This is a genomic window from Streptomyces sp. NPDC048258, assembly GCF_043201995.1.
In the GTDB taxonomy this organism is placed as follows: domain Bacteria; phylum Actinomycetota; class Actinomycetes; order Streptomycetales; family Streptomycetaceae; genus Streptomyces.
In genome coordinates, this window is sequence record NZ_JBICZH010000013.1 from 23,659 (window position 1) to 38,307 (window position 14,649).

A 14,649-nucleotide genomic window follows, 5' to 3' on the forward strand; every position below is an offset into this window, starting at 1 on the left:
CCAGCCTACCGAAAGGGACACTCCCATGCCGCTCGCGATCGAGGCCGAGGGACTGGTCAAACGGTACCGGGAGACGACGGCCCTGCGGGACGTCGACCTCGCGGTGCCGGCCGGCACCGTCCACGGCGTCCTCGGCCCCAACGGGGCCGGGAAGACGACCGCCGTACGCATCCTCGCGACCCTGCTGACCCCGGACGCCGGCCGGGCCACGGTCGGCGGGTACGACCTGATCCGCGACCCGGTCGGGGTGCGCGGCGTGATCGGCCTGACCGGCCAGTACGCGGCGCTCGACGAGGAACTCAGCGCCGTCGAGAACCTCACGCTCATCGGCCGGCTGCTGCGGCTGCCGGCCGCCGACGCGCGGGCCCGCGCCCGTGAACTCCTCGCCGACTTCGGCCTCACCGAGGCCGAGGGCCGCCCGGTGAAGACATACTCGGGCGGCATGCGCCGCCGCGCCGACCTGGCGGCCAGCCTGGTCGGCCGGCCGTCGGTGCTCTACCTGGACGAGCCGACCACCGGCCTCGACCCGCACAGCCGCAACGAGGTCTGGGACACCGTCCGCAAGCTCGTCGCGGGCGGGGTCACCGTCCTGCTCACCACGCAGTACCTCGAAGAGGCCGACCAGCTTGCCGACCGCATCACCGTCTTCAACCACGGCACGGTCGTCGCCGAGGGCCGCCCGGACGAACTCAAGCGGATGGCGGGCGGTCAGACCCTGGAGGTACGGGCCGCCCGGCGCGACCAGGTGGACACCGTCGCCCAGATCATGCTCGGCCTCACCGGCCAGTTGCCCGCCCGCGACGAGGACACCGGCCGGCTCACCGTGCCGGTCCAGGACCCGATGATCCTCTCCGCCCTGGTCCACAAGCTCGACGCGGCCGACGTGGCCTTCGACGAGCTCGGCCTGCGCCTGCCCACCATGGACGAGACGTTCCTCGCGATCACCAGCCCGGGCGGCGTACGGGCCCCCCTCACGGAAGAGAAGCTCCGATGACGACCCCCACCCGTGCGGCGCGCCGCCGCATCGGCCCGCTGGAAGCGGTCGGGAACGCGCTGTCCCTGGCCTCCCGGAACGTCACCAAGCTCAGGAAGAACCCTGACGCCCTGGTCGACGTGACGCTCCAGCCGCTGCTGATGCTGTTCATGTTCACGTTCCTGTTCAGCGGCGCCATCGCCGGCGGCGACCGCGACGGCTACCTCCAGCAACTCGTCCCGGGCCTGCTGGTGTTCAGTCCGCTGTTCGTCACCATCGGCACCGGTGTCGCGCTGTGCACGGACATCTCCAAGGGCTTCTTCGACCGCCTGCGCAGCCTCCCCATCGCCCGCTCCGCGCCGCTGGCGGGCATCGTGATCGGGGACGTGGCCCGCTACTTCCTGTCGGTCGCCGTGGTCCTCGGCGTGGGCACGCTGATGGGCTTCCGGGTGCACACCAACCCGCTCGCCGTGCTGTTCGCGGTCGTCCTCATGATCGCCTTCGGCCTGTCCGTGTGCTGGATGTCGATCCTGGCCGGCATCCTGGTCCGTACCCCGGCGGCCGTCCCCGGCGTCCTGATCGGCGCGGTCATGCCGCTCAGCTTCGGGAGCAACGTCTTCGCCCCGGCCGAGACCATGCCGGGCTGGTTGCAGACCTGGGTGAACATCAACCCGGTCACCCTGATGACCGACGTCAACCGTTCGCTGCTGCTGGGCGAGGGCCCGCTGACGGGTCCGCTGCTGGGCGGTCTGGCCTGGATGGCCGCCTTCGTCGCGGTCTTCTTCCCGCTGTCGATGCGCGCGTACCGGCACCGCCTGGGCAGGTAGCCGGAGGCAGTGGACGCAGGGGCGGCAGCGGCCGGGGGGTCGCTGCCGCCCCGTCTCGCGTCCTCGTCCCCGCTCACCGTTCGACGGGCAGGCCGGTCGGTTCCTTGATGCGCTTCATGATGATCTGAGAGTTGACCTCGGTGACCCCGGACAGCGCCGTCAGCTTCTCGATCCACAGGCGTTCGTACGCGCGCAGGTCCGCGACGGCGATCCGCAGCAGGCAGCCGGGACTGCCGAAGAGGCGGTACGCCTCGATGACGTCGGGGATGTCCTGCAGGGCCGCCTCGAAGGCCTCGACCGCCGCACGGTCGCGGCGCACCTCCACCGAGACGAGCACCTCGAAGCCGCGGCCCACCGCCTCGGGGGAGATCACGGCGCGGTAGCCCTGGATCACCCCGTCCTGTTCCAGCTGGCGCACCCGGCGCATACAGGGGGAGGGGGTCAGCCCCACGCGCTGGGCGAGCTCCTGGTTGCTGAGCCGGCCGTCCGCCTGGAGCTCGCGCAAGATATCCCGGTCGATGGCATCCATTGCGCAATTATCACCCACCCGGTGTTACAGGGGGGACTGAAGAAGCAATCGCATTGCGCGTAGATCTCTCTATGATTGCTGTTTCAGTACACGTGTGCGAGTTCGCGTGCGCGAGTGACTCAGGAATACGAGGAAAGGGCGGCCACGGCCATGGGACGGATCGTCGTCATCAGCACCGGCGGGACGATAGCCAGCCGCTGGCAGGGCTCGGGTTTCGCGGCGGACGCCGACGGCAGCGAGGTCATGGCCACCGCGCCGCTGCCCGAGGGCATCACCGTCGAGCTGGTGGACCTGTTCAGCGTGAACAGCCCGCGGCTCACCACCGCCCACCAGCTCACCCTGCTGCGTACCGTGCACGAGGTGCTCGCCGACCCCGGCGTGGACGGCATCGTCGTCACGCACGGCACCGACACCCTCGAAGAGTCGGCGTTCCTCGTCGACCTGCACCACCACGACCCGCGCTCGGTGGTGTTCACCGGCTCGCAGCGGCCCATGGGCACCGCCGACGGCGACGGACCGGGCAACCTCTACGACGCGCTGCTCACCGCCGCCACCACGCGCGGACTGGGCGTGCTGATCGCCTTCGCCGGCCGGGTGCACGCCGCCCGCGGCACCGTGAAGACCGAGGCCGTGGCACTGGACGCGTTCGCCGACCCCTCGAAGGAACTCCTCGGCAAGGTGGGCTTCGGCAAGGTCGCCATGCTCCGCACCCCCCAGCGCCCCGCCCCGCTCCCGCTGCCCGCGATGCCCGAACTCCCGCCGCGCGTGGACGTGGTGGTGCACCACGCCGACGGCGACCCGGTGCTGCTGAACGCCGCCGTCGAGGCCGGCGCGCGGGGCCTCGTCCTCGTCGGGACGGGCGCGGGCAACGCGACCCCCGAGATCGTGGACGCCGTCAAGGCCGCCATCGGGCGCGGCGTGCTGGTCGCGCTCACCACGCGCGTCATGGCCGGCCCGGTCACCGAGATCTACACCCACGGCGGCGCGGTCGACCTGGTCGCCGCCGGAGCCGTACCGACGGGCACCCTGCGCGCGGGCCAGGCCCGCATCGCGGTGCTCTCCGCACTGCTGGCCTCCGCCGACGGCGCGGAGCAGACCCGCGTCCTGCGCGAAACCCTCTCCGCCGAGGGCCCGGTCCTGATCGGCGCCTAGCGTTTCCGAGCGGGGCATGACCGAGGCGCCATAAGATCCGGAGCGTCGGTCATCGCGCTACGGGGGGGGACGCATGGAGCCCGGGACCATCGGCATCCGACTCGCCTCGGCGGTCATCGCCCCGCTCGTCAGGAAACTCTTCGTCGCCGAAGGCCCGGGTGCCGGTCTCGTCGACAAACCGGTCCGGATCTCCGGCTACGTGTCGTTCAGGGGCGAGAAGCGCTCGCTCACGGGATCCGATGTCCGCGACCTGGCCGCCAAGCTGGTGAAGCAGGCCCTCCGTACGGGCGAGCGCCCGATCCCCGCCGGCGAACAGCAAGCGGTCGTCGACGCCCTCGCCACGACCCTGCACGCCCTCGGTGACGTCACGATGTCCGATCTGGACGCCGTACGGCTCGGCTCCGAAGCCTTCGCACGGGAGCTGCGCCGCATCGGTGACCGGCCCGAACGCCAACTGAGCACCGACGCCACGTACTTCTACGAACGGTTGCTCGAAGCCGCCTGCCTCCACATCCTCCACTTCTTCACGCAGCGCTCGACGTTCGTGGCCAATGCCTTGGTCCAGCAGACCCGCGGGATCGCCGAGCTGACGGCCAAGGTCGACGAACTGATCCGCCGCGATCCGCTGCCCGGCGCCGAGGACGCCGCGTTCGAGCAGGTGTACCTGCCGTACGTGGCCAAGAAGCACGGCAAGCTGACGATCTACGGGATCGACCTCAGCAACTCCCCGACGCGGTGGCCGCTGGACGCGGCGTACCTGAGCCTGGAAGCGACGTCGCGGTCGCGCGTGTCCCTCGACCACATCATCGAGGATCCGGAACTGGCCGGCGCGGGGCTCGCTCTCGCCGCCTCCGTCGATCCGCAGGCGGCGCGGACGGCACGCCACGCGTTCCGCCAGGAGTACCGCGACGCCATGGGTCCGCAGCCCGCGGATCAGGCGCTGGCCAGCAGTCACCGTGTCCTCCTCCGGGGCGAAGCCGGCTCCGGCAAGACCACCCTGGTCCAGTGGCTGGCCGTCACCGCCGCCCGTCAGGACCTCTCCCCGCAGATGGAGTACCTCTACGACCGCATCCCGTTCGTCCTGCCGCTGCGCACGCTGACGCGCCACGGCGAACGGCTTCCCGCGCCCCAGGACTTCCTGACCACCGCGGGCTGTCCGCTCGGGGGAGAGCAGCCCGACGGCTGGGCGCACCGGGTCCTCGCGGCAGGGCGGGGCCTGGTCCTCGTCGACGGCATCGACGAGATCCCCGACCGTGAGCGGGAGCGGACCCGCGGCTGGCTGCGGGATCTCATGGACACGTACGGCGGTGACAACCGCTGGCTCGTCACCTCGCGCCCCTCCGCCGTGGTGGCGGACTGGCTCGCCGAGGACGACTTCACCGAGCTGACCCTGTCCGCCATGGGCCCCGCGGACATCACCACGTTCATCAAGCGCTGGCACAAGGCGGCCCACGTCGGCACGGACGACGAAGCCGTTCTCCAGGAGTACGAGGCCCAGCTCCTCACGGCGGTCCGCACCAAGCCCGATCTCGGCCGCCTCGCGACCAACCCCCTGATGTGCGGCCTGATCTGCGCTCTCCACCGGGACCGGCGCGGCTACCTCCCGCACGGCCGCAAGGACCTCTACGAGGCCGCCCTCTCGATGCTGCTGAGCCGCCGCGACCGCGAACGCGACATGGCGGGCCCGGACCTCCGGGAGGAGCCGCAGCTCGACCTGCTCCAGCGGCTCGCGTACTGGCTGATCAAGAACGGCCGTACGGAGATGGACCGTTCCCGCGCGGAGGACATCATCGCCCGCGCCCTGCCCGCGGTCCCGGAGGCGGCCGCCCTGGGCGAAGCACCCGTCGTCTTCGCGCACTTCCTCCAGCGCAGCGGTCTCGTGCGGGAACCGGCGCCCGACAGGGTGGACTTCATCCACCGCACCTTCCAGGACTTCCTCGGTGCGCGGGCGGCCGTGGAGGAGGGCGACTTCGGCCTGCTCATCGACCACGCCGACGACGACCAGTGGGAGGACGTCATCCGGATGGCGGTCGCCCTCGCCCGGCCCGGCGAGCGCGTCGCGATCTTCCGTGACCTGATCGCCTTGGGAGACCGGTCCCCCGACAAACGTGTCCAGGCACGCATCTACCTGCTCGCCGCTGCCTGTCTCGAACACGCCACCACCCTCGACCCGGAGGTGCGCGCGGCCGTGGAGGAGCGCACCGCCACACTCATCCCGCCGAGGAACGAACGGGAGGCACGCGCCCTGGCCGAGGTCGGCCCGCTGATCCTGGGCCTTCTGTCAGGCCCGGAGAAACTCAGCTATGTGGACGCCTGCAATGTGGTGATCGCGGCCTCACACGTCAAGTCGGAAGCTGCCGTCTCCTTTCTCGCGAAGTTCGTCAAGCACCCCTTCACCCCGGTCCGTTCCCAGCTTCTGTGGGCCTGGTCACGCTTCGACATTGCCGACTACGCCGACGAGGTCATCGCACGCCTGGAGGCGGCCGACCTGCGCTACACCGTCCGGTCCGACGAACAACTCCATCAACTGGAGCGCCTCGGACTCCGACCGGACAGCCTGGAGATCAGGAGCGACGTTTCCTCGGAGGCCGTGGCGCGGTACATCGGCCGGTACAGCCCAACGGAGATCCTCCTCTTGGGTACCACCGTGTCCGATCTGGGCTTCCTGACGGGGCAGTCCGCCCTGACGTCTCTCGACATCAGCAACTGCTCCGATCTGACGGACCTCTCTGCGATCAGCGGCCTGCCGATCCGGCATCTGAGCATCACGAATCCCCGACCGGACCTCGATCTGCGTCCGGTCGCGCAGCTACGGGAGTTGGAAGGCTTCAGCTTCCGCGGTCCTGTCGATACGAGTTGGTCCGTGGAGGACTTGCCCACGGATGCTCCTCTGCAGGTGCTGATGCTGCACGGCGAGGTCAGCCCCGCGCACGGGCTCCAGGGGCTCGCTGTGTTCTCCGGTCTCCGGCACCTCGCGCTCAACTCTGCGTCCAGTCCGGTCTCGGACGCCGACTGGCGGCAAATCCGCGATCTGAGAAGCCTCGTCCACCTCAGGGTGTCCGCTTCGGCGTTCGAGACGCTGTCGGCGGACTGGACACTGCCGGGCGTCACCTCTCTGGTCCTCGACGGCGGGGCGAGAGCCCCACAGGCGGCCATCCAACGGCTGCCCACCGTCTTCCCTCGGCTGGAAGTCTGCCAATTCCTCTGGGACGTCGCCGATGGGGGCGACATCGACGTCGCGCCGCTGGCCGAGCTGCCGAAGCTTCAGGCGGTCGACGTCGAGGTGGGCCGTGACCGCATCCGCGGCGCTGAGCTGTTGCCGCCATCCGTACGACTGACCTGTGAGTGACAGGGCGGCACCCTGGGGTGCCGCCCTGCCTGCCGTCAGATTCCGAAGGCCGCCAGGATCTGGTCCGCCGCCGAGGTGGGGGTGACCGTGCCCGACCGGACCGCCGTCTCCAGGGCCGGCGCGAGGTCCCGTACCGCCGGATCCGAACGCAGTCGTTCCAGCAGCTCGTCGCGGACCATCGACCAGGTCCACTCCACCTGCTGGGACGCCCGCTTCGCCGTCAGCCGGCCGCCCGCGTCCAGCAGGGTGCGGTGCTGTTCGAGGCGGTTCCACACCTCGTCCAGGCCCGCCGACTCGCGGGCGCTGCAGGTCAGGACAGGCGGGGTCCACGCCGCGTCGGCGGGGTGCATCAGGCGCAGCGCGCCCGACAGTTCACGGGCGGCCGCCTTCGCGTCCCGCTCGTGCGGGCCGTCCGCCTTGTTGACCGCCAGGACGTCCGCCAGCTCCAGGACGCCCTTCTTGATGCCCTGGAGCTGGTCGCCCGTACGGGCCAGGGAGAGCAGCAGGAAGGAGTCGACCATCCCCGCCACCGTGGTCTCCGACTGGCCCACGCCGACCGTCTCGACCAGGACGACGTCGTAGCCCGCCGCCTCCATGACGATCATCGACTCGCGGGTGGCCTTCGCGACCCCGCCCAGGGTTCCGGCGGACGGTGAAGGACGGACGAACGCCGCCGGGTCCACGGCGAGCCGCTCCATCCGCGTCTTGTCTCCGAGGATGGAGCCGCCCGTACGCGTGGAAGAGGGGTCCACGGCCAGGACCGCGACCCGGTGGCCCAGACCCGTCAGCATCGTGCCGAACGCGTCGATGAAGGTGGACTTGCCCACCCCCGGCACCCCGCTGATGCCGATCCGGCGCGCCTTCCCCGCGTGCGGGAGGAGCTCCGTCAACAGGCCCTGGGCCAGGGCCCGGTGCGCGGGCAGGGTGGACTCGACGAGCGTGATCGCGCGCGCGATGAACGCGCGCTTCCCGTCGAGCACCCCCTTCGCATAGGCCTCGATGTCGATCTTCGGCACCGGCAGCCGCCTACAGCTCGTGGCCCAGGTCCGCGGCCAGCCGCGTCACCAGGTCGTGGGCGGCGTCCGGGATCACCGTGCCGGGCGGGAACACCGCCGTGGCGCCCATCTCCAGCAGCGTCGGGACATCGGCCGGCGGGATGACCCCGCCCACGACGATCATGATGTCCTCGCGGCCCTCCTCCGCCAGCTGCTCGCGCAGCGCCGGTACGAGGGTCAGGTGGCCGGCCGCCAGCGACGAGACGCCCACCACGTGGACGTCCGCCTCGACGGCCTGGCGGGCCACCTCCGCCGGGGTCTGGAACAGCGGGCCGACGTCCACGTCGAAGCCCAGGTCGGCGAAGGCGGTCGCGATCACCTTCTGGCCGCGGTCGTGGCCGTCCTGGCCCATCTTGGCGACCAGGATGCGCGGGCGGCGGCCCTCCGCCTCCTCGAACCGGTCGACCAGGGCGCGGGTGCGCTCCACGGACGGGGACTCGCCTGCTTCGGTGCGGTACACACCCGAGATCGTACGGATCTGGCTCGCGTGCCGCCCGTACACCTTCTCCAATGCGTCGGAGATCTCACCCACCGTCGCCTTGGCGCGCGCCGCGTCCACCGCCAGGGCCAGCAGGTTGCCGTCGCCGCGCTCGGCCGCGTTCGTCAGCGCCCGCAGGGTGTCCTGCGTGACCGCCTCGTCGCGCTCCTCGCGCAGCCGTCGCAGCTTGGCGATCTGCTGGGCGCGGACGGAGGAGTTGTCGACCTTGAGGACGTCGATCTGCTCGTCCGTCTCCACGCGGTACTTGTTCACGCCGATCACCGGCTGCCGGCCCGAGTCGATCCGCGCCTGCGTACGGGCCGCGGCCTCCTCCACGCGCAGCTTCGGGATGCCCGCGTCGATGGCCTGGGCCATGCCGCCGGCCGCCTCGACCTCCTCGATGTGCTGCCAGGCCCGCCGGGCCAGGTCGTACGTCAGCTTCTCGACGTACGCGCTGCCGCCCCACGGGTCGATCGACCGGCAGGTCCCCGACTCCTGCTGGAGCAGCAGCTGGGTGTTGCGGGCGATGCGCGCCGAGAAGTCCGTCGGCAGTGCGAGCGCCTCGTCGAGGGCGTTGGTGTGCAGCGACTGGGTGTGGCCCTGGGTCGCCGCCATCGCCTCGATGCACGTGCGCGTCACGTTGTTGAAGACGTCCTGCGCGGTCAGCGACCAGCCCGAGGTCTGCGAATGCGTGCGCAGCGACAGCGACTTGGCGTTCTTCGGATCGAACTGCTTGACCAGGCGCGCCCACAGCAGGCGGGCGGCGCGCAGCTTCGCGACCTCCATGAAGAAGTTCATGCCGATCGCCCAGAAGAACGACAGGCGCGGCGCGAACGCGTCCACGTCCAGACCGACGGCCTGCCCGGCGCGCAGGTACTCCACGCCGTCGGCGAGGGTGTACGCCAGCTCCAGGTCTGCCGTGGCCCCGGCCTCCTGGATGTGGTAGCCGGAGATGGAGATCGAGTTGTACCGCGGCATCTTCTGCGAGGTGAACGCGAAGATGTCGGAGATGATCCGCATCGAGGGCTTGGGCGGGTAGATGTAGGTGTTGCGGACCATGAACTCTTTGAGGATGTCGTTCTGGATGGTCCCGGCGAGCTTGTCGGGGGAGACGCCCTGCTCCTCCGCCGCCACGATGTAGAGCGCGAGAACGGGCAGCACCGCGCCGTTCATCGTCATCGACACCGACATCTTGTCCAGCGGGATCCCGTCGAACAGCTGCCGCATGTCATAGATCGAGTCGATGGCCACGCCCGCCATGCCGACGTCGCCGGTGACGCGCGGGTGGTCGCTGTCGTAGCCGCGGTGCGTCGGCAGGTCGAAGGCCACCGACAGGCCCTTCTGGCCGGAGGCCAGGTTGCGCCGGTAGAAGGCGTTCGACTCCTCGGCCGTGGAGAAGCCGGCGTACTGCCGGATCGTCCAGGGCTGGTTGACGTACATGGTCGGGTACGGGCCGCGCAGGTACGGGGCCACGCCCGGGTACGTCCGGAGGAAGTCCAGGCCCTCCAGGTCACGGCCCGTGTACAGCGGCTTGACGCCGATGCCCTCCGGGGTCTCCCACAGCAGGTCCGCGGCCGCGGTGCCGGTGGACTCCTTCACCGCGGAGCGCCACTGGTCCTCGGAGACCCCGGCGGAGGAGGAGCCGAGCGCCAGCTCGGAGAAATCGGGGATGCTCAAGACGGCACTCCCATCCGGTCGAGTACGGAGGACAGCACGGCGACGGCGTCACAGCCGGCGAAGACGTACTCGTCCACGGAAGCCTCTGCGGTACCCGGCTTGCCGGCGAGGAACACGGTCGTGGCACCCGCGGCACGCAGGGCACCGGCCACCGCCTCGGCCTGCTCCTCGTACAGCGCGTCGCTGGAGCAGAGCACGGCCATGCCGTCGGCGCCGCTCGCGGCGTAGGCCTCGGCGGCCGTCGCCGGGTCTGTCGTCGCGCCGGTGGCCATCGGATCCTGAACGGGCTCGATACCGCCCGCCTGGAACAGGTTCGAGGCGAAGGTGGCCCGCGCGGTGTGCGCGGCCGCCGGACCCAGCGCGGCCAGGAAGATCCTCGGCCGGGCGCCGGTCGCCGCCAGATGCGCGTCGCTGCGGGCGCGCAGGGCCTCGTACGCCTCGTCGCGCCGGACGCGGGGGAGTCCCCCGGTGGGCGCGGGGGGCGCGCTCTCGCGCACGACCGGCTTCTCCGACAACAGCGGGAACTCGCTGACACCGGTGATCGGTTCGCGGCGCTTGGCCAGCTTCTTCGAGCGGACGGCCCAGGTGGCGGCGAGCCGTTCGGCGACCAGCCCGGAGCGCAGGGCGGCGGCCAGACCGCCGGCCTTCTCCACCGTCTGGAAGAACGCCCAGGCGGCATGCGCCAGTTCATCCGTCAGCCGCTCGACGTAGTACGAACCGCCCGCCGGGTCGATCACGCGGGCCAGGTGCGACTCCTCCAGCAGGATGGTGGAGGTGTTGCGGGCGATCCGGCGCGCGAAGGCGTCCGGCAGCCCCAGCTCGTTGTCGAAGGGGAGCACGGTGACCGAGTCCGCGCCGCCCACGCCCGCGGCCATGCAGGCCACGGTGGTGCGCAGCATGTTCACCCACGGGTCGCGGCGGGTCATCATCACCGGCGAGGTCACCGCGTGCTGGAGCTGGGCGCCCGCCTCCGGGGCCCCCGAGGCCTCGGCGACACGGGCCCACAGGCGGCGCGCGGCGCGCAGCTTGGCGATCGTGAGGAACTGGTCGGCCGTGGCCGCGTAGCGGAACTCCAGCTGGCCGAGGGCCGCCGCGGTGCCCAGACCGCCCTCGGTGAGGGCGCGCAGGTAGGCGACGCCGGTGGCCAGGGACAGGCCCAGCTCCTCGGCGGCGCTGCCGCCGGCCTCGTGGTACGGCAGGGCGTCCACGGTCAGGGCGCGCACCCCCGGGTAGCCGTGGGCGGCCTCCTGGGCCAGGGACACGGCGTCGGCCATGTCGAGGGCTTCGCCCGTACGGGCCTCGTGGCCCAGGGGGTCGGCGCCGAGACTCGCCCGCACCGCCGTGGGCCGCGTCCCGCGCTCGGCGCACACGGTGAGGAACGCTCGCGCGGCCTCCGCGTATTCGGCTCCGGCGTCCAGGGAGACCGGGGCGAGGTCCAGGTAGACCCCGTCCAGCGCCCGGGCGAGCCCGTCGACCGGGATGCCGCTGCGGCCGACGGTCAGCCAGAGGGAGGTGACCCCGTTCTCCAGGTCGGCGAGGACCGCCTCGTTCAGGCGCGCCGGATCGGTGCCCGCGAGTCGCTGGCGCACGTCCCAGCCGTTCGCGGTGGTGCCTTCCGGCCTGCCGCCCCGTACGAAGGGGGCGAAGCCGGGGAAACCGGTGTCGGGAGCCGCCCCGTCGGGCGGCGCGGTGTACAGCGGGCGGGTGGTGAGCCCGTCCTCGAGTGGGGTGGACAACGCTTCTTCAGCGGCCTCGCCGGAGGCTTCCTTGCCCGACTTGCGCAGTACGCCCTCTACAAGGCGCTGCCACTGCTCATGCGTCGCGTCAGGGAACTCGGCGGCCAGGGAGAGCCCGTCGTCAGGCAGGACCGTCATGGCTCGAATGTAGGGGAGGGCGCTCAGGTGGCACCATACCGAGCGGTGTGATCTCGCCCTCTCACGGCGTACGGAACGGATCCCGGAAACCGGGCTGAGCAGCACGGTTGGCGCCGCGTCCGGGAGCACTGCAGGTCCCGCGTGCGGTACCACGCTAGGCCGGGGGCCGGCGCGGACGTGCGGGAGCTCGGTCGCGCGCGCCCCGGATCTCCTCCGGACATCCCTCGTGCGGGACGCTCGACAGCTCGGTCACGACCATGACCGCCGGATTGAAGACATCCGACAGAAGTGCGGCCGCGCGGCCCACGGCGCGCCCGCGCCCGCGCACCAGCCGGTCGGTTCGCCGGTGGGTCCCCGGGAGCGCCCGCAGGATGTCCTGCGGGCCCGGGGACCCACGCGGGGACCCACCCGGGGACCGGCCCGGCGTCAGCCCAGGTCGGAAACGGGCCGCAGGGTCAGCCGCTCGTCGTGGAGGGCCGTGATCGGCGTGGTGTCGCGGCCGACCAGGAAGGCCGGGCGGGTGGGGTTGGCCGGCGCGTTGGCGACGGCGTTGTAGGTGATCAGCAGGAGGGCGCGCCGATCGGCGGAGCGGTTGTTCGACGAGGAGTGCACGATGCTCGGGTGGAAGGCGTGCAGCGAGCCCGCCCCGCCCAGGATCAGATCCTTGCCGTGCTCCGCGGCAAGCCGCTCCGCGCGCCCGGCGTCGACCGTGTAGGCCAGGTCGTTCGAGACGTGCTGGCGCCAGTCGGAGCCCGACTCCGCCGACTTCTCGGGCAGGTCGAACAGGCCCATGGTGTGCGAGCCGGGAATGACGACCAGCGGGCCGTTCTCCTCGTGCACGTCGTCGAGCGGGATGGCGAAGTTGACGGCGTCGGGGCGGGGCATGGCGTCCTCCTCGCTCCAGAACGCGTAGTCCTGGTGCCAGGGCCACGCCGCGCCCTCCCTCGCCTGCTTGAGGTTGACCTTGAACTGGTAGACGTACACCGGCCCGCCGATCAGCGACTCGGCCAGCTCGACGAGCTGCGGGTGCCGCACGAGCGCCGCGCAGACGTCGTCGAACTCGTGGCAGCCGTGGATGGCCCGGACGACGTCGCTGTCCTTCTCGTGGACGACCTCAGGCCGGCGCTGGGCGCTGATGTCCGCCACGCGCCGGCGCAGCAGCTCGACCGAGTCGTCGTCGAACCGGTAGGGCAGCGGGCACGAACCGTCCTTCTCGTAAGCGGACTTCAGTTCGGGCGAGGTCCTGCCTATGACGGTGGTCGTGGACATGAAGGGGGTTCTCCTCATTCTTCGTTTGCCGGTGCAGCGGGCGGCCGTGCGGAGCCGCTGTGCGAGGGGCTCGGTATCAGCTCAGGTAGTCGTCGGCGCCGCCGGCGCGCACCGTGTCGAGCGTGAAGCAGTGGAAGCCGCCGCCGAACAGCCGGCGGTGCCGGTGACGGACCGGGACGACGGTGAACTTGTGGTCCTCGAGCGTGCGGATGAGCGTCTTGCAGGCGTCGTTGACCATGACGGTCGACTCGTCGATCGACAGCAGGTTCAGGTCGATGTACGGGCTGGGCGGGATGGGGTCGCCGTTCTCGTACTGCGGGTAGTCCTCCAGGGCGGGCGTGGGCGCGACGATGACGTCCCACGCGCGCAGCGCCTCGGGGAGGTAGTCCCGCACGCCTTCGGAGCGCAGCAGCAGGAGGCCGGGGCGCAGCGCGACGATGACGCTGTCGATGTGGCTCTGGGTGAGCTTGTGCATCCGGTGGACGCGGAAGCGGCCCTCGAGATGGCGCTCCAGCCAGTCGACGGCGAGTGCGTGGTTGGCGTTGGAGATGTTGACGATCACGTCGCGGCCGAAGCGCAGGGCGTTCGCGCCGTCGATCAGCATCTCCAGACCGACGTCGTACGGGGAGGCCTGCGGGTCCAGCGGCACCTCGACGTTGGGCGCGGCGGTGGCCACGTTCCCGGGGTCGAAGGAGTGGTCCGTCATGACCGGCCGGGGCATGGTGGTCCAGCGCGCGCCCTGCAGGAAGTAGTCCTGGAAGATCTTGGCGAGGAACTTCGTCTCGAAGTAGCGGGCCCGGAGCATCGGCGGGGTCTCGATGATCTCGTCGCCGAGGATCAGCGTGTTGTCACGGACGTTGAGCGGGGGCGTGACGGGCGCGGACCAGAACGGGGTGGAGACTCCGCGGTCGAACTTCTCCGGCGCCAGCGGCCGGTGCACCATGACGCCCAGCGACCGCAGCGTGTCGGCCATGCCCTCGACGTCCTCGACGAGCTCGTCGGCGAGCCGCTGGCGGAAGGCGATGCGCTCGGGGGACTCGGAGGTGACCCCGTCCTGGGAGACCCGGATGCTCGGGTAGTAGCCCCGGGCGCCGGTCAGGTTGTCGCTGATGAACATGTCGAAGGTGAGGTCACGGACGCGCTGGGCGTAGTTGTCGGCGGAGCCGACGATGACCTCCTTGAGCGAGGACCATTCGTCGTAGCTGTTGAGTCGCATGGGGTGGGTTCCTCCGGTGGGAAGGGCGGGGTTCATCGCGCGGTGTCGTCCGCCGCGGCGGCGAGGATGGCCTGGACCGGGCAGAGTCCGGCGGCCTCGTGCACGGCGTCGTGCAGGTCCTGGGGCGGCCGTTCGTCGAGGAGGACGACGGTGCCGTCCTCCTCGTCCTGGTCGAAGACCTCGGGCACGGCCAGGGCGCACTGGCCGGACCCGACGCAGGCGTCGGGCTCGATGGTGATGTGCATGGAAC

At 71.1% G+C, this 14,649-nt stretch carries 11 protein-coding genes; 4 read left to right on the top strand and 7 right to left on the bottom strand.

All coding sequences use genetic code 11. The features are described from left to right. Positions 1–25 precede the first annotated feature (25 nt). A complete protein-coding gene (locus ACGFYQ_RS26950) occupies positions 26–994 on the top strand; it encodes an ATP-binding cassette domain-containing protein (RefSeq protein WP_393748136.1) in 969 nt (322 codons plus the stop codon). Continuing rightward, positions 991–1,800: an ABC transporter permease gene (locus tag ACGFYQ_RS26955; protein ID WP_393748138.1), complete on the top strand. Its 810-nt coding sequence runs from the start codon at positions 991–993 to the stop codon at positions 1,798–1,800. The genes ACGFYQ_RS26950 and ACGFYQ_RS26955 overlap by 4 nt, the downstream gene beginning before the upstream one ends. A gap of 73 nt (positions 1,801–1,873) precedes the next feature. Here the strand turns inward: ACGFYQ_RS26955 and ACGFYQ_RS26960 are convergent, their stop codons facing one another. Further along, a complete protein-coding gene (locus tag ACGFYQ_RS26960; RefSeq protein WP_393748139.1) occupies positions 1,874–2,329 on the bottom strand; it encodes an Lrp/AsnC family transcriptional regulator in 456 nt (151 codons plus the stop codon). Positions 2,330–2,479: 150 nt separating this feature from the next. Between ACGFYQ_RS26960 and ACGFYQ_RS26965 the strand changes: the two genes are divergently transcribed. Together ACGFYQ_RS26965 and ACGFYQ_RS26970 are read left to right on the top strand one after the other, a co-directional pair. Then, on the top strand, positions 2,480–3,481 hold the full coding sequence (locus ACGFYQ_RS26965; RefSeq protein WP_393748551.1) for an asparaginase: 1,002 nt from the start codon (positions 2,480–2,482) through the stop codon (positions 3,479–3,481). A gap of 73 nt (positions 3,482–3,554) precedes the next feature. Next, the gene (locus ACGFYQ_RS26970; RefSeq protein ID WP_393748140.1) at positions 3,555–6,830 is read left to right on the top strand and encodes an NACHT domain-containing protein; all 3,276 of its coding nucleotides are present in this window, start codon (positions 3,555–3,557) and stop codon (positions 6,828–6,830) included. Positions 6,831–6,865: 35 nt separating this feature from the next. Here the strand turns inward: ACGFYQ_RS26970 and meaB are convergent, their stop codons facing one another. The 6 genes from meaB to ACGFYQ_RS27000 form a co-directional block, all read right to left on the bottom strand. After that, positions 6,866–7,846, bottom strand: coding sequence for a methylmalonyl Co-A mutase-associated GTPase MeaB (meaB, locus tag ACGFYQ_RS26975; RefSeq protein ID WP_393748142.1), 981 nt, complete (start codon positions 7,844–7,846; stop codon positions 6,866–6,868). 10 nt (positions 7,847–7,856) lie between these two features. Next, positions 7,857–10,040 carry a methylmalonyl-CoA mutase gene (gene scpA, locus ACGFYQ_RS26980; protein WP_393748144.1) on the bottom strand — a complete coding sequence of 728 codons (2,184 nt, stop codon included), beginning with the start codon at positions 10,038–10,040 and terminating at the stop codon, positions 7,857–7,859. Then, positions 10,037–11,914, bottom strand: coding sequence for a methylmalonyl-CoA mutase family protein (locus tag ACGFYQ_RS26985; RefSeq protein ID WP_393748146.1), 1,878 nt, complete (start codon positions 11,912–11,914; stop codon positions 10,037–10,039). The genes scpA and ACGFYQ_RS26985 overlap by 4 nt, the downstream gene beginning before the upstream one ends. Positions 11,915–12,340: 426 nt before the next feature. After that, positions 12,341–13,183, bottom strand: coding sequence for a phytanoyl-CoA dioxygenase family protein (locus ACGFYQ_RS26990; protein ID WP_393748148.1), 843 nt, complete (start codon positions 13,181–13,183; stop codon positions 12,341–12,343). 76 nt (positions 13,184–13,259) lie between these two features. Further along, on the bottom strand, positions 13,260–14,399 hold the full coding sequence (locus tag ACGFYQ_RS26995; RefSeq protein WP_393748150.1) for a glycine amidinotransferase: 1,140 nt from the start codon (positions 14,397–14,399) through the stop codon (positions 13,260–13,262). Positions 14,400–14,431: 32 nt separating this feature from the next. Beyond that, a complete protein-coding gene (locus ACGFYQ_RS27000) occupies positions 14,432–14,644 on the bottom strand; it encodes a ferredoxin (RefSeq protein WP_393748152.1) in 213 nt (70 codons plus the stop codon). Between the last annotated feature and the right edge of the window lie 5 nt (positions 14,645–14,649).

Coding starts and splice junctions, on each gene's coding strand:
- ACGFYQ_RS27000 (WP_393748152.1), bottom strand. CDS start 14,644: ATGCACATCACCATCGAGCCCGACGCCTGCGTCGGGTCCGGCCAGTGC.
- ACGFYQ_RS26970 (WP_393748140.1), top strand. CDS start 3,555: ATGGAGCCCGGGACCATCGGCATCCGACTCGCCTCGGCGGTCATCGCC.
- ACGFYQ_RS26985 (WP_393748146.1), bottom strand. CDS start 11,914: ATGACGGTCCTGCCTGACGACGGGCTCTCCCTGGCCGCCGAGTTCCCT.
- ACGFYQ_RS26990 (WP_393748148.1), bottom strand. CDS start 13,183: ATGTCCACGACCACCGTCATAGGCAGGACCTCGCCCGAACTGAAGTCC.
- ACGFYQ_RS26955 (WP_393748138.1), top strand. CDS start 991: ATGACGACCCCCACCCGTGCGGCGCGCCGCCGCATCGGCCCGCTGGAA.
- ACGFYQ_RS26995 (WP_393748150.1), bottom strand. CDS start 14,399: ATGCGACTCAACAGCTACGACGAATGGTCCTCGCTCAAGGAGGTCATC.
- ACGFYQ_RS26960 (WP_393748139.1), bottom strand. CDS start 2,329: ATGGATGCCATCGACCGGGATATCTTGCGCGAGCTCCAGGCGGACGGC.
- ACGFYQ_RS26965 (WP_393748551.1), top strand. CDS start 2,480: ATGGGACGGATCGTCGTCATCAGCACCGGCGGGACGATAGCCAGCCGC.
- ACGFYQ_RS26950 (WP_393748136.1), top strand. CDS start 26: ATGCCGCTCGCGATCGAGGCCGAGGGACTGGTCAAACGGTACCGGGAG.